We start from the raw sequence: 19,472 nt of genomic DNA, 5'->3' as shown, positions 1-19,472 counted from the left end.
CCCTATATCGAACAGTGTTCTATTCTTGACATTCCTCTGACATAACTTTCCACTTGGACAATAAAATTCCAAACACAGATCACACTAATTCACATTTCTTCCACATTTTCTGGGACAGGTGAGCAAGATGAAAACACAAATAGTAAAAGAAGTCGAGTCAGCCCCAAGCAACGTTGTTACTGAAAAATCAAAGCGCATTATTTATAAATCAAGCTTAAACGCCTTGATGATTGTCGCTATAAGTATTCTCGTTAACCTTAGTCTTCGTCTTGATTATGTCGTGTTGGGATCAAGCCTTGGCGAGCTTTCCGTTACAGAAACGCTCCAGCTTGTGATGCTTGCTATTGCATCATGGTCGTTTTTCAGCTTATCGAAACAACAGCCTCAGCTAAAGCATGCGGCTATTTTGATTGCAGGATTTTTTGCAGTACTGATTATTCGCGAAACGGACTATTGGACAGATATGATTCATCATGGCTCTTGGGTTTTCCCAGCACTTGCTGTCACCGCACTGGCTTGCGCCAAAGCTTACCAAGGTGGTAAAGGTACCATGAACGAAATGGCGACCATTTTAACGGTGCCACATATGAAGCTATTAGTTGGTGCTGTAATGCTATTATTAGTCTTCTCTCGTTTGTATGGTATGGGTAGTTTTTGGCAACAAGTGATGGATGAAAATTACATCCGTGATGTTAAAAATATCTCAGAAGAAGGTATAGAACTGCTTTGCTACTGCTTGATCGCATTAAGCGCCGTCCGTACAAAACGCGAGCTTAATGAATAGACTCAGGATCAAAGCGACGGTTCAATGCAGTCAGTATCGGATGGAAGATACTTAATGCCTTTTCCGCAGCACCTATAGATTCATCCAAGGCCGTCATTTCGACGGCCTTTTTCATTTCTTCAATATGTTGCAAAGCCTCTTTATCGAGCGGTAAAGAGAGCAATTTGTGAATAGCATCTCTTGCGATCATAAGTGGCTTTTTTCGGACAATTGATAAATCTCGGAAAAATGCGCCATGCTTGACCCCTTCTAAATAAACTCGGTAGGTTGTGAGTTCATCGAGTAGCAAGAATGTCTCCGCCATAAGCCCTTTATGTGGGTATGGCACGCGAATATGTTTGCTGATATCCAGTGGAATATTGAGAGTCACCCCAATGGATTCGCAATCGGATTTAAGTACTCGTAATAAGCCTTGCTCATCCATCAACTTCTGGATATCAATGATTCGTTCGAGGTGGTAGTCATTAGATAGCAAGATAACCTCAACCGGATGCCCCAACCATAACTCGAACAACCCACTTTTGCACAAAACTTGGGAAACATAACGCATGTTTTGAAACGTGTTCAACGACTCCGTTTCTAAGAGTATATGACGTTCAGGGAACGGAGTCACAGAGTCTGCGTTTAGGGTTCTAAAATACGCGTACATCGCCTCTGCTTCAGAAACGCTTTGTCCTTGCGTTACTCCGCCACAAAAAATAATCGCCGTTCGCTCTGTCGGTAGTGATGCAGTCCTACAAGACAAAACTTCGACTCTGGTTATGCCCTCAGAGGTCAATTTGTTATTGACGAGGCGTTTACCTAAAACGATGACGATGTTGTCTAACTTCATTTTAAAATCTCACGCTTAGTTGGCAGTGTTACAAAAATCTTCTTTCACTCCCGACCCACAAGCTTTAACATCTAGTTAACAACACTGTTCTAGAGACCTTTATAAAGGTTCACTGCTAAAGGAAGTCAATTATGCTGTCGATTTTCGATATATTTAAAATTGGTGTCGGGCCATCCAGCTCCCATACTAATGGTCCTATGCTTGCCGGATTCCATTTCACTCAGCTAGTTAGCGACTCTATGGCGAAAGTGCATCGGGTGCAAGTGGACCTTTATGGCTCATTGTCACTGACAGGTCGAGGGCACCATACAGACCGAGCCACGGTCCTTGGTTTGATGGGAAATAAACCTGATACCATCAAAATGAGCAGTGCCAAAAGTGCGCTACAAAATACCATAGACAATAATACGCTCATGCTCGCCGGTACACACCAGATTGAGTTTAGCTACGACCATGACATCGTCTTTCATAGCGACAACCTTCCCCTGCATGAAAATGGCATGACGATTACGGCATTAGACGCTGCTGGAGATCAAGTAGCGTTTGAAATTTATTACTCCATTGGGGGCGGATTCATCGCCACCGCCGACGAACTAGAGAACGGCACGCAACAAGATGAGGTCGCAGTACCATTTCCGTTTACATCCGCAGATGAGATGCTGGAAAAAGCCGAGACGAACGGTTTCAGCTTGGGAGGCATGATCCTCCAAAACGAACTCGCATTTCGCTCAGACGAAGAAATTAACCAAAGAGCAGAGCAAATTTGGAAAGTGATGTCGCTCTGCATGCAACGTGGCTTCGATACGGAAGGGATTTTGGAAGGTGGTCTAAATGTCACTCGTCGAGCACCAAACCTTTTGAAAAAGCTCGAAGCCAACGCTGCAGTTGAAAACGATCCGATGGAGATCATGGATTGGATCAATCTCTTCGCCTTTGCGGTTAGTGAAGAAAATGCAGCAGGAGGGCAAGTCGTCACTTCTCCAACGAATGGTGCAGCAGGGGTGATTCCGGCGGTATTGATGTACTACCATCGCTTCATCAAAGAGCTCGATGTTAAACAGCTAAAAGACTTTCTCGCAGTCGCCGGCGCTATCGGCATCTTATATAAAACTAACGCGTCAATTTCTGGTGCAGAAGTGGGGTGTCAGGGAGAAGTTGGGGTTTCTTCATCCATGGCTGCCGCTGGCTTAACAGCGCTAAGAGGGGGCAGTAACGAGCAGATTTGTATTGCTGCGGAAATTGCGATGGAGCATTCATTGGGTATGACTTGTGACCCGATTGGCGGCTTGGTTCAAGTACCTTGTATTGAAAGAAATGCCATGGGAGCAATGAAAGCGATTAATGCATCGCGTATGGCATTAAAGCGCACAAGTAAATGTTTAATTTCTTTAGATAAAGTTATCGAAACCATGTATCAGACTGGTAAAGATATGAATAAAAAATACCGTGAAACCTCTTTGGGGGGCTTAGCTGTCATTCATATGGCACCGCCATGCGAATAATGGCAGGTGGTCATTGCGCTTAGCTTCTCACCATACGCTTATCTGGTAATTATGATCTGATGATATTACATATAGAAATGCCGCGTTCTTCGCGGCATTTTCTTAACAAGAAACTATTCGATTAATCACGTCGACCACGAAGTTCAATTTTTTGAGTTGCAGCATCCGAATGGATTGTTACACCGCCATAGGCCATTTCATTGCGACCCTTCAGCGTCAATTGAGAATCTGAACGCTCTACGTCAACCTGATTTTTCGTTGCCATCGTCATATCAATCGTGCCCGTGTATGACCCATCACCAGCAAATGCTACGTTTGTTGAGCAAACCATCAAAACAAGTGCGATTAGTTTTTTCATACATCACCTCTATTATCGTTCTTACTTTCTGTCGGTGGAAAAACTGTAACAACAGAAACGCGCTCATACGAGGAAAGCCATTATTTACCAAATGGAAATCCATGCTAATAAACTGATGTAACCAAGAATAACTTATCGTTACCTTCAATAAATCAGGGATAAGGCAGCAACTTAAATTGACCGAGCGTTGTCTTTTCTTAAGAAATTCAGCGATATGATTTGTCGACAAAAGCCAAGCGAGACAATGTATGAGCGTTAATCTGGATATTCAAAATATTTTGGTATTAAAACGGATGTATGAGTTACGTAACGTCCGGTTAGTCGCAGAATCACTCGGTAAAACGTCAGGAGCAATCAGCAAAAATCTGACAAAGATGAAAACTCAGCTCAATGATCCGCTATTCGTTCAGACCAAAAATGGCTTTGAACCAACAGCTTTTGTGGAAGCGAACATTGCGCATTTTGAGCAAATAATCAACAGTATTGATTCCATCAAACCACAGCATTTTTCACCAGCTCATTTTGACGGTTCAATCACTATTTATGCCAACACATTGTTTTGGGAGTACTTTGGTGACAAGTTTTACTTGGAGTTACTAAAGCACGCCCCAAACGCAAAATTCTCATGTTTGCGCTGGGGTAGCGAAGCAAAAAAACGATTAATTGACGGTGAAAACGCCATTGCGATTCATTACTTTGATGAAGATCTGCCACAGTCAATTGTTCAGACCGAACTAGGGCGAGGAAAAGTGGTATTTTTTGTTCGACAAGATCATCCCGCTCAAAACTCCCAAGAACTAGAAGAATACCCTTTTATACTTTTTAAAACGCCGGGATGGAACGACTACCGATACCCAGTGTTGGAAAGGCTCAAACATATGGGTTTTAGAACCACACCTAAAGTGGAAATTGAGCATCCAGCGATGATTCAAAAAGTGCTTCTGCAAACGAATCATTTTGGCATAACGATGAGTGGACATGTTCCTAAGGGTTGCCGGAGTATCGCGCTTCCTGCTGGGCTAGAGCTTGATGTTCGCTACGTGATGAGCTGTCGTCGCTCTCAACAGCAAGCTCCGGTAAATCAGTGGTTATTAGATGTCATTAAGCATGTCGCTCAGTCCTAGACTGATGACTTGCTACTGCTAATAATAGCCAAACCACACATGCGCTCTACTTACTCGCTGAACGAACATTAAAGACTCTGTATTAACCATTGAGCAAAGGTGTTTACGTGTGATTTTTCGGATGCTCGAACCACCATATAATGTGCACCAGAACTTGGCATATGCCAATTTCCAGCCTGGACTAATACGCCCTGTTGCAGCTCATCCTCAACAAGAAAGTCTCTTACCAGCAACACGCCAAGTTGATTAATCGCAGCATGAATAGCAAGCAATGAGTGTTCAAACTCGGCGACGACTTTGCTCACCTTCCCTTGGTAACCTTGGTGTGAAAGCCACTCTTGCCAAGATTCATGATAACCACTAGTACAGATTTTAGGCGCTTTAGCTAACTGCGAGAGGTCATTTATCGGGTTTAAATGCATAAAGCCGGGGCTTGCGACAACAATCCAGTTTTCTTGGGTTAATCGTATGGCTTCTTGCTCTTGCCAATCTCCATCTCCGTTAATAATTTCGATATCCGCAATCGCACTGGCGTTTGGAACTGTATTAGCAGTTGTCGAGACTTTAAAGGAAATGTCTGGGAATTGTCGCTGAAAATCAGCCAATCTTGGCATTAACCACTGAGAGCAAAAGCTGTGAGCGACATGTAAGTTAACTTGCGTATTCTTGGGACGAGTAAATAAATGCTGCGTCGTGGTCGATAATGTTTGAAGCACATGGTTAACCACAGGCCAGTATTCTTTTGCTGAGCTGGTCAGCGTAAGATGCGTACCCTTGCGCTCGAATAATGTTGCATTTAACTGCAGTTCTAGCGATTTCACCTGCTGACTGACGGCCGCACGGGTCACATTTAGCTCCTCTGCGGCTTTAGTGAAGCTCTGTAATCGCGCCGTGGCTTCAAACGCTCGGAGCAAATTAAGCGGCGGTAAACTTTGCATAACACTCTCCCAAACACTTGGCAGCCATGGTATGAACTGGTGATGACAAATTGATGAAAGTGCTGAGTTTGTTAAGCGGGATCAAAAAAGCCAGCGTGATACACGCTGGCTTTTGGAACTTTATCTTAAGCAGGAATTATTCTGCTTTCTCAGTGGTTTGGTATTCAAACGCAGGGACAACTACTTCAACACGACGGTTCATTTGACGACCTTGACGTGTTTCGTTGCTTGCTACTGGGTTAGCTTCACCCATGCCTTTCACTGTCATACGCTCAGCCGCAATACCTTTTGCTTGGAACTCGTCAGCAACGGCTTTCGCACGTTTTTCTGTGAGTTGCTTGTTGTAAGCAGCAGAACCTGTCGTATCGCTGTAACCCGTGATCTCAACTTGAGCTTGTGGGTAAGTATTCATCAAATCAACGGTACCAGAAAGGTTCGACGCGTCTTTCACTTCTGCACTTTCTAAGTCGAATTGTACTGTCGCTGTTGTTTGAGCAGGGTAAACGTGATCTACAATGCGGGTTGCAGGACGTGCTTCTACCACCTCTTCAACGGCTTTTTCTTGAACGACTGGCTCAGAACCAAACTTGTAGTTGAAACCGATACCGAAGAAATCTGAATCCATGTCTTCAATTACATCATCAGACATATCTTGGTAGCGTTGGTATTCAGCACGTAGGCTCCAGTTGTAGTTGATTTGGTATTCAGCACCCAGAGAGCCAGTTGGTACGAAATCTTTCTCGTCACCAGCCATCATGTATGCAGCACCAACTTTCGCGAATAGATTCCAAGAATCCGTTAGTGGTAGGTTGAACTTAGGAGCTAGAGTTAGTGCCCATAGGTCACCGTCAACTGTGTTTAGGCCAGGCTTTTTGAAGTTTGCAGTGAAGTCACCAAGGTAATCAACACCATACTCTGCTGCAACGTACTTGTTGAAGCTGTAGCCTAAGTGCATAGATGCTGCAAAACTGTCGTCGTCACAAGGTTCGTTTAGGTAACACGCATCGTTTAGAGAGTTGTAACCTATTTTACCGCCCATGTAAGTGTCAGCAAGTGCAACGTTTGAGATCACACCACCAGCAAGTACAGTAGCCACTGCTATAGCGATTTTTTTCATTATTCTTTTCCTTTTTCTTGTACACAAAGCAACACATCGCGGCAGCATACTGCCGTAAAATATGAAGCCGTAACTTTCTCTTTTCTTCGAATAGAAATAGCTAAATAGCGTAGGAAAGAATCAAAAATGATATTCAAACGCCAATGACGTAAAACGGAAAAAGGTAACCTCAAGACCATCTATTCATGAGCTTCATCCGCATACCCAACCGAAAAATAAAGTTCGTTGCGTTGGTTTAGCCATAGTCAATTCGTTGCGGAGAATATCACAAAGAAGCCAACTTTCTGTGACGCAAATCACCATAAAAAGCCACTTTCTCAAATTTAAGAATCATCATTTAAGCTTGTGAATGGCAACAAATTTTTACAGGGGAGCGTGGATATGGAGAGCACAAAAAAACAGCTCATTTAAAATGAGCTGTTTTCGAAATAATGAAAAAGCGTTAACTCGTCGCGCTAAATTTTATCCGCTACGGTTAACGTTGCAGCTAATACATCTTGTCCAAACAAGACACTACGCTCAGGAGACCAACCGTAAAGTGGATCTGGGTGATTGTTGTTATCTTTAAATGGCATTTCGATTGTGTAAGACAAGCATTTGAACTGCTCTGCAACCCAATTTGAACCCACAGTCAAATTCGCTTTACCACGCTCATCTTTATCGTAACCAATCTCATCTTGGAACTCTGGCGTAATAGTCAATAACGCTTGCTTAAATGATGCCTCTAAAGCGGCAAGATTTTCATCGTAAGAAGGAATACCTTCTGAGCCAGCGACGAAGTTATACGGAATCGCTTCATCGCCATGGATATCTAAAAACATGTCAACACCCGTTTCCAGCATGCGCTGACGCACAAGGTAGACTTCTGGGCTCTTTTCCATTGATGGCGTTTGCCATTCACGATTTAGGTTTACACCTACTGCGTTGGTACGCAAGTGACCGCGAATACCACCGTCTGGGTTCATATTTGGTACGACGTAAAGCACCGCTTTTTCAAGCAATGCACGCGCAACCGTGTCGTTTTCATCTAACAGACGTTGGATCATACCTTCCATGAACCATTCCGCCATTGTCTCACCTGGGTGCTGACGTGCAATCATCCAGATTTTCTTTTTGCCTTCTTCTGGCTCACCGAAAGTAAGCAAGCTCATGTCATTGCCATCTAGCGTATGACCAAGCGTCTCTAGTTGGCAGTGGTGCGCGCTTTGTGCCATGTGTAACAAGTCTAAATGACGATCGTACGTGTATGGCGCAAAGTACGCGAAGTAAATTGAGCTGCGCTCAGGGATTACAGTGAAAGTCAGCGTGTCGCCATCGAACTCTGCCGGTAGTCGGAACCATTCTTCACGATCGTAAGACGCAACCACATCGTAACCTTGCCATCCTTCTGGATAAGCCGATTTAGCCAAATCAAGCAATTTGATGGTGTGTGATTGCTCGACTTCTGTCTCAAGACGGAAGTGGAACCACTGGTAGAATTCCGACATATTGTCGTTAGGAATTTTGAGTTGGATGTCGTTTTTGTCGTCCGCTTTCACTACGTGAATGCTGCCGCTATCGAAGTTGCTGAATACTTTCATTTTATGACTCACCTTTTAAATCTGAGCTTGAAAGACAGAGGCTAACACAAGGCTTCATCGCGCCCCAATGACTTTCACTGCAAACTGTCTCGTTTGTGGCTAAAGTCTTCAGTTTAGTCAAGCTTATCCGCTTTACCTGCTGGTCCTGCAAGTTTTGCTAGCCACTTATCCCAGATAAACGGCGTTTTCTCGTTATCTTCTGCTTCCTCTTTTCGACGTACCGCGTTGCGCACTATCATAGCCCCGGTCCAGCGAAGCGGTTCTGGTGGGAAACACCCCAACGGTCCTTTGGCTAAACCACTGTTCGTCCACTCGTTATCGATTCCCAATATCAATGAAGATAGGATCTTTCCGCCCATGCGAGTCTGCGCTACACCATTGCCTGAATAACCAAATCCGTAAAAGATATTGCTCTGTTTATCTAGATCGCCGAAAAAAGGGAAACCAGTAGCAGAACGATCAGAGCCCCCCGTCCATGAATAAGCAAACTCCTCGCCTCTCAAACGAGGAAACAACTTATCGAACGACTTACGCAGTAGACCTTGGTAGCGTGTTGGCTTGTTAAACATTGCGTCAACTTGGTTATTGAAAGAAAACTGATTGCCGCCTTTCCCCAACATCAAACGGCCATCTGGCGTATCTCGGTAATAGTGTACAAAAATACGAGAATCCAACACACTAGAACCTGCCTGCCAACCAGATTGAGGTAGTGCGTCACCAAGCGGCTTGGTGATCACCATGTCGGAAGAGACCACCACGATACTGTTTTTAAACTGTTTAAACTGCTCCACCATCCATGCGTTCAATGCCAACACCACCTGCTGCGCTTGAACATTTCCTTTAGGTGTACAGACAGTGGCAGGTTTTCCATAATCTAGACGCGTCATCGGCGTATTCTCATAGATTTCAACATCCAACTCCATTGCGACGCGTCTTAATCCTCTCGCCAATAAAGCAGGTTGAACGCTGGCTGCAACTGGAGAGTGAAAGCCTTCTATATTGCGCGGCGATCCCGCATTGGCACGCAGTTCCTCCACCGAGCAACGACGCCAACTGTTCACTTCTAATCGCTTTAACTCGTCCACAACTGGCTGCATTCCCCCAGTTTGAGCCTGATTGGTTGCAGTGTAATAAACCCCTTTCAACGATAATTGCGCATCGATGTTGTGCTGCTGACAAAAGTCGTCAATCTCTAGCACTGCTTGTTCCGACTCTTTTACCAACCAAGCAGCATGTTCTTCACCGAATAACCGTTTCAATGTCGGAAACTTTGTCGACCAAGTCAGCATACAACCGCCGTTTGCGCCCGATGCACCACTGCCACAAAGGCCTTTTTCAATCACGACTACCTTTTTTTCCGGAGATTGCTGCTTAATCATAATCGCGGTCCAAAGTCCGGTGTATCCGCCACCAACAATCGCAACGTCAGTATTAATGTTCTGCTGTAACGGTTGTGGCGTTTCTGGTTGCTCAGCTTCAATTGCCTGCTTGAACCAATATGAATGATGTGTCATCGGGTATCCTCGTTAGTGCGTTACATCCATTTCCGCAAACACTTTACAAACGATGATGACAATCAACGAGCAAGAAAATCTAACGCTGAGCGATAGAAAATGTTGCACTGAGAGTGTGCGAATTTTCGCTTCCAACAAAAACAAAATGGGGAGCTCGTGGCTCCCCAAAACAAACAGCAAAAATATTAGTGGTAAACAATTCGAGTCCGTCTTACTGGTTAATATTTACCGGTATCACGCATGCGGTACTCGTATTGAACATTGAGAATAGGCTGGTAAACAACTTGCCCGTCACTTTGCAAGAACTCATTTACCATGACTTTTGAGTCAGTGATAGAAAACGATTGGCGATCAACATACGTTGTAAGGCTCGTAAACTCATCACGGAGTTGTCCAGATGATTTATTTTGGTAGCTTTGGATCATGTCTCGGCCCATTTCATAAGCCGCTTGTTTGCTATCCATTACGTCGCCATGGATAGTTTCGGTATCGTTTGTCCAATGATAACCACCAGCAAGAGCCATAGAAGGTGCAGCAATCAGAGCAATCGTACTTGCTAAAGTTGTTAAGCGTTTCATAAACCTCTCCTTACTTACCTTTACATCGGGCCAAAATTGGCTCGATACTTATAAGGTACGTATAAAGACCTAAAACACGTCAAAACAATTTCAAATAATGTTCAATTTTCGTTCAACTTATTTCACATTAACTTAGCAACTCAACGTCATATTCAGCCGACATTCGCATTTTCTTCCTTTTGAACAATGGGTTTCAACCTGACATTTCCTTACCAAACCATACAATACCTAAGGTCAATTTTCTCTTAGAATTCCAGCAAAAGAACAGTGTTCAAAACCTTACAAAAACGTCGGACACAGCAAAAACCACCTCTTTTCAGTCGTGCTTTGCATTCCTCCTTTTCGGGTTCTTCGCTGCTCGTCCGTCGGTTCTTAATTGTCGCTATTGAGCACAAGTTAATCTGGAGTGAAAATGACCGCGAACAAATCTATTTTTTACCATAGCAAATCGATTTACTCAGATGATTATGCTGATGTCTACAAGCCAATTTGGACCTACAGAGCTAAGTTCATCTTACGTGCGCTTTATTACAAACGTGCATTTAAGCACCTTTCAAACAATATTGAATCGTCATTGTTAGAGTTGCTTTGTACACGTACGCATCGGTTTTTAGAGAAACCGTTTCGTCCGTATATCATCAAAAACAACTCAGCGTTCGATCGTTCTAACTTGGTAGTTGATCACTATAAAACTATTTCAGAACTGTTTTCTAAACAAACAATCGAAGAAATCTACACAGACTCGAAAGGCCTAACATTAGCCTCTTTTGAAATTGACGAAATACTGTACTCGGTGAGATTAGTATACGAAGCACGTTATCAAAAAGAAGGCGACATGAGCCTAGTGCTGCACAGCGCTGAAGATGGCAACTTCTACACGCTCTCTTTTACGCTAGGTCACATCGAATCTGGACGCAGCATTATGATTGGAGGCTTACAAGGACCGCGAAGCAGTGAAGAAAACAACGCGAAAATTAAAAAGCTAACTCGTAAGCTTTACGGACAGAGACCAAAAAGCTTGATGGTGAGCTTGCTCACTTTGCTCGCACAAATTTGGGAAGTAAATACGATTCTAGCGGTGAAAACGCAGTCCCATACTTACGCAGCTAAACGTTACAGCAAAGGGCGAATAAAAACGGATTACGATGCACTCTGGCAAGAATTGGGCGGCACCGAATACAATCGTCATTTTTACTCAATTGATGTAAATGCACCCCGTAGAGATATCGAAGGCATGTCGCGCTCTAAGCGTTCGATGTATCGTCGCCGTTATGAATGGCTAGACAACACCAAGGTCACTTTCGAACAAATATTAAAAGGCGAGCAAGCTAAAAGCTAAGGAGAAGCGTTCATGCGTTATTCATTCATTACTGCTTTAGTGTTGTCGGCTTTTTCTTTGTCAGCCAATGCAGAAACCAGTGAGCACATCATAGGTACAAACATTGGCTATGGCGATGTGAACTACGATGCTCCGACAAGCAAAGAATCAGGCGACATGTTCTTAGGTGAAATATATTACCGCTACATGCCAACACATAACTTTGGTATCGAAGCAGGTTATAAAGGCGCGTTTGACGGTATCGGCTCGATACTCGTGAGTCCGATTTCAGAAGTCACCGATACGAGCTTCTCCGGACCTCGCTTGAGTGGCTATGCTAGCTATCCTCTGGGTTCAGGTTTCGAACTGTACGGCAAGGCAGGTGTCACTCTCTACACTCTCGAATACACTTATAGAGTGAACGGTCAGAGCAAGAACATCGAACACTCAAGTGTCGGAGGGGAAGCCGCTGGCGGTATCGGCTGGAGCTATAAACACTTTGGTTTGAATGCAGAATATGTGTACTCAAAAAACAGCGATTTTGACTCTAGCGGCGTGATGTTTGGTGCGCAACTGCGTTTTTAAACAAGGCTTACAAGTTAATACAAAAGGCAGCGAGAGGCTCATTCGCTGCCTTTTTTCGTGAATATAGGTCAATACACAAGCGCGAGAATAATCCCCGCCACGATAGAAGTAACGCCAAGCCCTCGGGTGAGATACCATTTCTCAGACAGAAACCAAATCCCCATAAACAACCCAAACACAATGCTGATTTGCCTTAGTGCCACCACCAAACTCACGTTGTCAGTCATGGTCATCGCAAACAGCACCAAGCCGTAGGTGGATGCCATCATTACCCCTGCCATGCTGGCTGTTTTGCGGATCTGCCACGCTGTCTTAATCTCATCTGGCTTGCCTGTAGCCAAGCACCACACAAGGGCAGGAATACCAATTGCCCAAAACTGCACGCCTAAGTAAAAGATCGCACTGTACTGATCATTCAAGATCTCTGATGCTTGCCCTGTAAGTAAACTCAGCGCTTCTTTATCGACCACCGAGTAACCCGTTGTGCCTATTGCGGCAATTAATGCCCAGAACACACCGACGTTCAAATAGGAGCCCAATGTCATTTGACGAAAATTCGTCAGTGGCACCAGCATACAACCAAGGGTAATCAGCAAGAACCCAAGCCACTGCTGACTGGATAATTCATGTCCCAATGCCACACTGATTGCGCCGACCATCATCACTGGCAGTGCCCGAGCAATGGGATAAACCACACCCACGTCAGCATGCTTATAAGCGACAATCAAACCAACCAGATAAACCATTTGTGAAATGCCGCTAATGAACAGCAACCCCCAAAACTCACTCGGTAATGATGTCCAGCCAATGGTTGCCAAATACCAAATCAAATAAGGGGTAAGAATGAAACATGCAGAAAAGCTGGCGGCCATAGTAAACGCGAGTCCAGAGCCTGAGTTGCTTTTACCAAGGATATTCCAACCCGCATGGAGAACAGCAGAAAAAACGACGAGACCAATCGCCAACAAATCCATTTCAATGTTCCTGTCTGAATAAAATAAAGGCCCCGAGATGGAGCCTTAGATAATGAGAAAATCCACTTAACGATTGAGTTCCGCCAGAGATTCAATGCTAATGGCATCGTGTCGCCAATATTCGATATCGCAATCAATCAACTCACCGTGTTGGTTGTAGTTGATGCGTTCCACCACCATCGCGGGCGTGCCGGCTGTCGCGCGCAGTGCCTGAGCCATTTCCCCCAACAAGGTGCTGGTTGAAATACGGTAGCGAATCTTTTGATACGTCACGCCATAATGCTCGCGGTAAATGTCCGTCAGTGAATTTGATAAATCGTAATCCAGCAGGTTCGGAAAAAGCTCTGGGCGAATGTAGTTTGTTACGAACACCACAGGTCTATCCTCAAGGTATCGCACACGGTCGACTCGATACACGTCCGAGAAAGGTTGCAAGTCCAGCAAGCGCGCGGCTTGTTTGTTTGCCAACGTCCCTTTTGCTGCGACCAACTCCGTTTTTGGCACACGATTTTGCGCTTTCGCCATGTTCGGGAAGTTCAGCGTTTGGGTTGGGTCGTAACGCAATGGCTCAGGTGAGATAAACCAACCTCGGCGATCTTCGCGATAGATTCGACCTTCCGCTTCTAGCAATGATAAAGCTTCACGCAGAGTGACGCGTGTAGTATCGAACGACTCAGCCAACTTACGCTCTGCTGGCAGTTTTTGACGCGGCGATAGCATGCCTGCTTCAATCTGTTCAACAATCGAATCTTTAATTTTTACGTATTGCACGAAGTGTCCTTATCTTTTGCGCCAAGCTTGTGTGCGATTCTCTAACAATTTACCCAAAGTCATCTGAACAATCTTCGCAATTGCGGCAGCCATCATGATCATCACAGCCATTGCCGCTGCAGCGCCAGTTTGACCTGCATCGTCCATATTCAGAATCGAGACCGAAGCCGGAATCGTATCGGTTGAGTAAAGGAATACTACCGCAGAAGTGGTGGTCAATGCATTAACAAACAAGTAAGTCGCAATGTCCAAAATCGCAGGTAAACACACAGGTAATGTCACTTTAAAGAACAACTTGTATTGAGGAAGCTTCACCGATGCCGCCGTGGCTTCAATCTCCGATGGCAACTGCTTTAGCGCTGTCAGGGCGGTCATGTGACCCACTGTGTAGTAATGCACTACCGTGTTAATTACCAAGAATGCCATGGTGCCATAAAGCACGTCCAGAGGATTGTTCGCATCATTGAAGTAAAAGATGTAACCCAAGCCAAGCACCATACCCGGAACTGCCATTGGCACCACGCTGAGCATTTGCATCACTTGGCGAATTGGACCAAACGCACGCCCTTTCTCAATGCAGTAAGCACCGACAAAGATGATGGCTGTACCAATAACTGCCGTCCAACCTGCCAGCGTTAGCGAGTTGAAGAATGGGCTCCAACCGTAAGTGCTCATTTCAGCAAAGTTGTAGTTGTTTAGCGTCAACGCTTTGTTCCAAGGCCAGAACGTAACTAACGAGCCATACACCGCCATGCCAAGCACTGCGAGCACTGCGATAGAAATGATGCTGCAGTAAACCAAACAAATGCTGTCGCGCGCTTTGTTAGGTTCTGGCTGATAAGGCACCGAGCGAGTGTCAAATAAGCTCTTTTGCTTTTTCTGAACCCAGCGGTCTGCGCCGAACGCCATTACCGCAGGGAATAGAAGCATAATGCTGGTCACCGCACCCATGGCAAAGTTTTGCTGTCCCACAACTTGTTTGAAGATGTCAGTCGCCAAAACGTTGTAGCTGCCCCCAATCACTTTCGGCACACCAAAGTCCGTGATAACAAGTGTAAAGACGACGATAAGCGTACTGATCAAACCATATTTCGCCGCAGGTAACGTCACCATAAAGAAAGTTTTGATTGGTGAGGTTTTAAGTGCGCAGGCTGCTTCATACAAACGGGCATCTGAAGTGCGCAGCGAAGTGGTTAAGATCATCAATGCATGAGGGAAGGTCCAGAAAATCAAACCCATCGAGATACCAATCACGCCGTAAATCGAGTTTCCTAACAGCATCTCTTTGGCAATGCCTTGATTACCGAAAAGGAAAATCAAACTGATCGCTGGTAACAACGAAGGCGCGAGAATCGGCGCAGTACCTAGGATTTGAAACAAACCTTTAAACGGCATGCATGAGCGAGTCAGCGCGTAGGCATATCCAAACGCAAGCACACCCACTACCGAGGTCACAATCACGCCTAAAGTGAAGGTGTTACCTACCGATACCCATAAGCTTGAAGAGGAAAAGTACGTCGCAAAGTTTGCCAATCCGACAAATTCGCCATTGGCATTTTGCACACTCTTGGTCAACATTGCCCAAAGCGGCATTAAGATGAAAATCACCATCATGGTCGACAAGCCAGCGAGCAAACCGAACAACACAAGGTTGTCGCGGCTAACACGTCCGAGTAAGGATTTTGCTTTGTCTTGTGTGGTCAGGCTATTCATCGTCATTGTCTTCGCATCCATGTTTACACCTACGCTGCTAACGCTTTATCAACCGAGGGCACGGCGTAACCATGCAGCCCTTCTTCAGCAAACTGGATGTAACGTACATCGCCCGTCTTGATATTGAGTTTTTGAACCGTTTCCACAGGCACATCCACGACGATGGTTTTCGTTGAGCTGTCGTTTTGCAATACGCAATCAATACGGAAAAACGCCCCCAAAAACTCGGTTGCGGTAACTCGCACTGGTAAAGAGTTGTTGTAGTTTTCAACGAACTTGATGCTTTCAGGACGCACCGCAAGGTCGAAGCGGTCACCACGTTGGATCTTACGATTGGTCAAGCTTGGCGCTGGCATCAAGGTTTCTGCAATTCGTACTTGGGAATCCGTTGCGACTGAGGTTTCAATAAAGTTCATGCTGCCGACAAACTCAGCAACAAAGCGCGTGGCTGGTTGTTGGTAAATCTCTTGAGGTGTGCCAACTTGCTCAATCACACCATGTTTCATTACCACGATACGATCCGCCATCGACAACGCTTCATCCTGATCGTGCGTAACCATGATGGTGGTGATGCCAAGCTTGCGTTGCAGCTTACAAATCTCGTCACGTAAGTGAACACGCACTTTTGCATCCAGCGCTGACAGCGGCTCATCCAATAACAGTAAACCCGGAGATAGCGCTAATGCGCGAGCGAGTGCTACACGCTGCTGTTGACCACCAGAAAGTTGGTTAGGGAATTTCTCGCCAGAGGTTGGAAGACCAATGGTTTCTAACCAGTAATCTACTTTCTCTAGCGCTTCTTTGGTCGACATACCTTGGTTCTTCAAACCCACTGCAATATTCTCTTGCACAGTTAGGTTCGGAAACAGCGCGTAAGATTGGAATACGATGCCGAAATCGCGCTTCTCTGGTGGTAGGAATGTGGTCTCTTGACCGTTTTGAAAAATCGCACCAGACGTTGGCAAGTCTAAACCTGCAATGGCACGTAGCAGAGTGGTTTTACCGCAGCCAGAAGGACCAAGAAAACAAACAAACTCGCCCTTTTCAATCGCTAGCGAGATTTTCTTTAATGCAGTGAACTGTCCGAATTGCTTCACTACATTTTCGATATTTAGGTAATGTTGGTTAGTTGACATAACACACGCTCCAGATGGTATATACCAACTTTAGTTTTGGAGTGTTACGTTCCAATGACAAATTTATAGCCAGAAGATGACAAATAGATGAAGGGAGATGAGAGTGGTAATTAGAGATTCCCGACTTTCTTAAGTCCGTCATTCCAGCGAACCTAGGTGAGACTAGGAATCTACTTGCAGCAAACTCTGAAATAACATAGAAAACAAAAAATCCACCTCAACCGAGGTGGATTTCAGTATTCAACTCAAAGCAAATTCAATTAAGATTTTGGCTCTGATTTCGCGTCAAATTTCTCAGACCATGCCGTTAGAATCTCTGCACGCTTGCTGCCCATTTGCGCAAAGTCCATCTTCGCCATGTTCTCTTGAACATTAGGGAAGTTAGACACAGTAGCTTTCACTTCTTTATGTGCAACCACTGGGTACATTTCTACGTAAAGCTCGTTTGCCGCTTTAGAGATTGACCAGTCGACAACACGTTTCGCTGCATCCGACTCTTTTACTAGACCAACGGCTTCTGATTCCCAACCGATGCCTTTTGGTGTGATCACCGCTAGTGGCGCGCCTTGTGTTTTCAACTTCGCGCCGCGGCTTGCCATCGAGATACCGATAGCCACTTCACCCATACCCGCTTGAACACATGGCTTAGAACCCGAGTGCGTGTAGTGTGCAATGTTCTTGTCTAAGTCACGCATGTAGTTCCATGCCTGATCTTCACCCATGTTTTGTAGCCACGCAGAAACTTGCATGTAGCCAGTGCCCGAAGACGCAGGGTTCGGCATTGCAATGTGACCTTTGTAAACCGGCTTCGTTAGGTCTTCCCAAGATGTTGGTTTCGGTAGGTTAAGTTGTTTCGCTACCGCTTCGTTGAAACAAACTGCGTTAAAGAACGCATCGTTACCGAACCAAGCTTGGTTTGATTGAGGGTCGTTTAGGTTCGCGTGCAGCTCTTCCAAACCTTTTGGTGTGTAAGGCTTAAGAAGACCTTCATCTTTAAGCAGTGCCATTGACGAGCCAGCCAGACCCCAAACCACTTCTGCTTGAGGGTTATTCTTTTCTGCCAGCAATTTCGCCGTCATGATACCTGTTGAATCACGAACCCACTTAATCTTGATATCTGGGTTATCTTTCTCAAACGCAGACTTGTATTTAGCAAGAATGTCAGTTTCGAAAGCGGTGTAAACCGTGACTTCCTGTGCTGCCATTGCATTCGTAGCTAGCAGAGAGACAAGTGCAGCCAGCGATCCTTTCATCAAACGGTTTTTCATCATTTTCTCCAGTTAATTTGGCTAAGTTTTCGTTTGGTCTGTACCAGTTGACGATATACACCCTACTGAGCCTTTGTGACGAAATCATGACCATTAAATGGCAGTTTTACGAAAATTTGCGCTGAATAATCGTTCAATTGATCCGCCATTTTCTGGATATTAAAGTTTTATGAAATTGGAGATTCGCCTATTTACTGCCCTTTTCTTCCTCGCTAAAGTGAACTCGAAATTTGGTGTAGACCAATTAGCCTATTCTGATGGAAATCGAGATGAAAAACGAATACCTACTACTGACTCCAGGTCCTCTATCTACTTCTGAAACGGTACGTGAAGCCATGCTAAAAGACTGGTGTACTTGGGATGATGAATACAACAAAGACATTGTAGAAGTGATCCGCACTAAGCTTGTAAAACTGGCGACGGAGCAAGACGGCTACACCAGTGTACTAATGCAAGGTAGCGGCACCGCATCAGTCGAAGCAACGATTGGCAGTGCCATTGGCAAAGATGGAAAATTGTTGGTTGTCGACAACGGTGCTTACGGTGCGCGTATCGCTCAGATCGCTGATTACCTAAATATTCCATGCCATGTAGTTTCCCCAGGCGAAACATCACAGCCACACTTGAACGAGGTGGAAACTGCATTGGCATCGGACCCTGCGATCACACACGTGGCGATTGTTCACTGTGAGACAACCACTGGCATGCTGAATCCAATTGAGGCATTTGCTTCTGCAGCGAAAGCACACGGTAAAGTCGTGATTCTCGATGCCATGTCGAGCTTTGGTGGCATTCCTATCGATATCGCAGAGCTAGGCATCGATTTTATGATCAGCTCTGCAAACAAATGTATTCAAGGCGTACCGGGTTTTGGCTTTGTGATTGCAAAACAAACTGAACTCGAAAAGTGCCAAGGTCAGGCACGTTCTTTGAGCCTTGATCTTTACGACCAATGGCATTGCATGGAAGTGAACCACGGCAAATGGCGTTTTACGTCTCCAACGCACACAGTTCGCGCTTTCTACCAAGCATTATTAGAGCTGGAACAAGAAGGCGGCATTGAGGCTCGTCATAACCGTTACCAAACTAACCAGAAAACACTGGTTGCAGGAATGCGTTCTCTGGGGTTCGAACCACTACTGAGTGATGACCTTCATTCGCCAATCATCACTTCTTTCTACTCTCCGACGCACAGTGATTACCAGTTCAAAGCGTTCTACACACGTTTGAAAGAGCAGGGCTTCGTGATTTATCCGGGTAAAGTATCGAACGCAGATTGCTTCCGCATCGGCAACATTGGCGAAGTTTACCCAGCAGATATCGAGCGCTTAATCGGTGCGATTGAAAAAGCAATGTACTGGCAAGTTGCTTAAAGCAGCC

Annotated in this window: 18 protein-coding genes; 6 read left to right on the top strand and 12 right to left on the bottom strand. The window is 45.1% G+C overall.

What is annotated here, in order from left to right; all coding sequences use genetic code 11:
* The first annotated feature begins 127 nt into the window (after positions 1-127).
* A complete protein-coding gene (locus R7070_RS00570) occupies positions 128-784 on the top strand; it encodes a hypothetical protein (protein ID WP_256900359.1) in 657 nt (218 codons plus the stop codon).
* On the opposite strand, the gene R7070_RS00565 is transcribed toward R7070_RS00570, so the two are convergent.
* Entirely contained in the window at positions 774-1,616 is an 843-nt protein-coding gene (locus tag R7070_RS00565) for a YdcF family protein (RefSeq protein WP_318141070.1), read from the bottom strand. The genes R7070_RS00570 and R7070_RS00565 overlap by 11 nt on opposite strands.
* A 131-nt stretch (positions 1,617-1,747) precedes the next feature.
* On the opposite strand from R7070_RS00565, the gene R7070_RS00560 reads away from it, so the two are divergent.
* Positions 1,748-3,118 carry an L-serine ammonia-lyase gene (locus tag R7070_RS00560; RefSeq protein WP_017819764.1) on the top strand — a complete coding sequence of 457 codons (1,371 nt, stop codon included), beginning with the start codon at positions 1,748-1,750 and terminating at the stop codon, positions 3,116-3,118.
* Between the two features lie 121 nt (positions 3,119-3,239).
* Here R7070_RS00560 and R7070_RS00555 read toward each other — a convergent pair whose 3' ends face one another.
* Positions 3,240-3,476, bottom strand: a complete 237-nt coding sequence (locus R7070_RS00555; protein ID WP_054579233.1) for a hypothetical protein — start codon at positions 3,474-3,476, stop codon at positions 3,240-3,242.
* Positions 3,477-3,724: 248 nt separating this feature from the next.
* On the opposite strand from R7070_RS00555, the gene R7070_RS00550 reads away from it, so the two are divergent.
* Positions 3,725-4,600: a LysR family transcriptional regulator gene (locus R7070_RS00550; RefSeq protein WP_318141069.1), complete on the top strand. Its 876-nt coding sequence runs from the start codon at positions 3,725-3,727 to the stop codon at positions 4,598-4,600.
* 68 nt (positions 4,601-4,668) lie between these two features.
* Here the strand turns inward: R7070_RS00550 and R7070_RS00545 are convergent, their stop codons facing one another.
* The 5 genes from R7070_RS00545 to R7070_RS00525 all read right to left on the bottom strand — a co-directional run bounded on the left by R7070_RS00545 (position 4,669) and on the right by R7070_RS00525 (position 10,327).
* Positions 4,669-5,538 (bottom strand): LysR substrate-binding domain-containing protein, encoded by an 870-nt coding sequence (locus R7070_RS00545; protein WP_115386473.1) that lies wholly within the window; start codon positions 5,536-5,538, stop codon positions 4,669-4,671.
* 136 nt (positions 5,539-5,674) lie between these two features.
* The gene (locus tag R7070_RS00540; RefSeq protein ID WP_065275126.1) at positions 5,675-6,655 is read right to left on the bottom strand and encodes an OmpA family protein; all 981 of its coding nucleotides are present in this window, start codon (positions 6,653-6,655) and stop codon (positions 5,675-5,677) included.
* A 455-nt stretch (positions 6,656-7,110) separates the two neighbouring features.
* Positions 7,111-8,235, bottom strand: a complete 1,125-nt coding sequence (locus R7070_RS00535) for a M14-type cytosolic carboxypeptidase (RefSeq protein WP_115386472.1) — start codon at positions 8,233-8,235, stop codon at positions 7,111-7,113.
* A 113-nt stretch (positions 8,236-8,348) separates the two neighbouring features.
* On the bottom strand, positions 8,349-9,749 hold the full coding sequence (locus R7070_RS00530; protein WP_115386471.1) for an FAD-dependent oxidoreductase: 1,401 nt from the start codon (positions 9,747-9,749) through the stop codon (positions 8,349-8,351).
* Between the two features lie 218 nt (positions 9,750-9,967).
* A complete protein-coding gene (locus R7070_RS00525; protein ID WP_064369428.1) occupies positions 9,968-10,327 on the bottom strand; it encodes a DUF3316 domain-containing protein in 360 nt (119 codons plus the stop codon).
* 412 nt (positions 10,328-10,739) lie between these two features.
* Between R7070_RS00525 and R7070_RS00520 the strand changes: the two genes are divergently transcribed.
* Both R7070_RS00520 and R7070_RS00515 read left to right on the top strand, forming a co-directional pair.
* On the top strand, positions 10,740-11,666 hold the full coding sequence (locus R7070_RS00520) for a VirK/YbjX family protein (protein ID WP_181881307.1): 927 nt from the start codon (positions 10,740-10,742) through the stop codon (positions 11,664-11,666).
* A gap of 12 nt (positions 11,667-11,678) precedes the next feature.
* Positions 11,679-12,230, top strand: coding sequence for an outer membrane beta-barrel protein (locus tag R7070_RS00515; RefSeq protein ID WP_085569210.1), 552 nt, complete (start codon positions 11,679-11,681; stop codon positions 12,228-12,230).
* A gap of 68 nt (positions 12,231-12,298) precedes the next feature.
* On the opposite strand, the gene R7070_RS00510 is transcribed toward R7070_RS00515, so the two are convergent.
* The 5 genes from R7070_RS00510 to R7070_RS00490 all read right to left on the bottom strand — a co-directional run bounded on the left by R7070_RS00510 (position 12,299) and on the right by R7070_RS00490 (position 18,095).
* Entirely contained in the window at positions 12,299-13,204 is a 906-nt protein-coding gene (locus R7070_RS00510; RefSeq protein ID WP_225455338.1) for an EamA family transporter, read from the bottom strand.
* A gap of 66 nt (positions 13,205-13,270) precedes the next feature.
* Positions 13,271-13,975 (bottom strand): phosphonate utilization transcriptional regulator PhnR, encoded by a 705-nt coding sequence (gene phnR / locus R7070_RS00505; RefSeq protein WP_005374048.1) that lies wholly within the window; start codon positions 13,973-13,975, stop codon positions 13,271-13,273.
* Between the two features lie 9 nt (positions 13,976-13,984).
* Positions 13,985-15,709 (bottom strand): putative 2-aminoethylphosphonate ABC transporter permease subunit, encoded by a 1,725-nt coding sequence (locus R7070_RS00500; RefSeq protein WP_256900356.1) that lies wholly within the window; start codon positions 15,707-15,709, stop codon positions 13,985-13,987.
* An 8-nt stretch (positions 15,710-15,717) separates the two neighbouring features.
* Complete coding sequence (locus tag R7070_RS00495; RefSeq protein ID WP_256900355.1) at positions 15,718-16,824, bottom strand: putative 2-aminoethylphosphonate ABC transporter ATP-binding protein; 1,107 nt, start codon at positions 16,822-16,824, stop codon at positions 15,718-15,720.
* 260 nt (positions 16,825-17,084) lie between these two features.
* Complete coding sequence (locus tag R7070_RS00490) at positions 17,085-18,095, bottom strand: putative 2-aminoethylphosphonate ABC transporter substrate-binding protein (RefSeq protein WP_171342663.1); 1,011 nt, start codon at positions 18,093-18,095, stop codon at positions 17,085-17,087.
* A gap of 266 nt (positions 18,096-18,361) precedes the next feature.
* Between R7070_RS00490 and phnW the strand changes: the two genes are divergently transcribed.
* Positions 18,362-19,465 (top strand): 2-aminoethylphosphonate--pyruvate transaminase, encoded by a 1,104-nt coding sequence (gene phnW / locus R7070_RS00485; protein WP_005432490.1) that lies wholly within the window; start codon positions 18,362-18,364, stop codon positions 19,463-19,465.
* Positions 19,466-19,472: the final 7 nt, after the last annotated feature.

The sequence above is a fragment of the Vibrio sp. 1557 genome (genome assembly GCF_033340175.1).
GTDB classification, from domain to species: domain Bacteria; phylum Pseudomonadota; class Gammaproteobacteria; order Enterobacterales; family Vibrionaceae; genus Vibrio; species Vibrio alginolyticus.
This window is presented reverse-complemented; position numbering and strand designations above follow the sequence as displayed.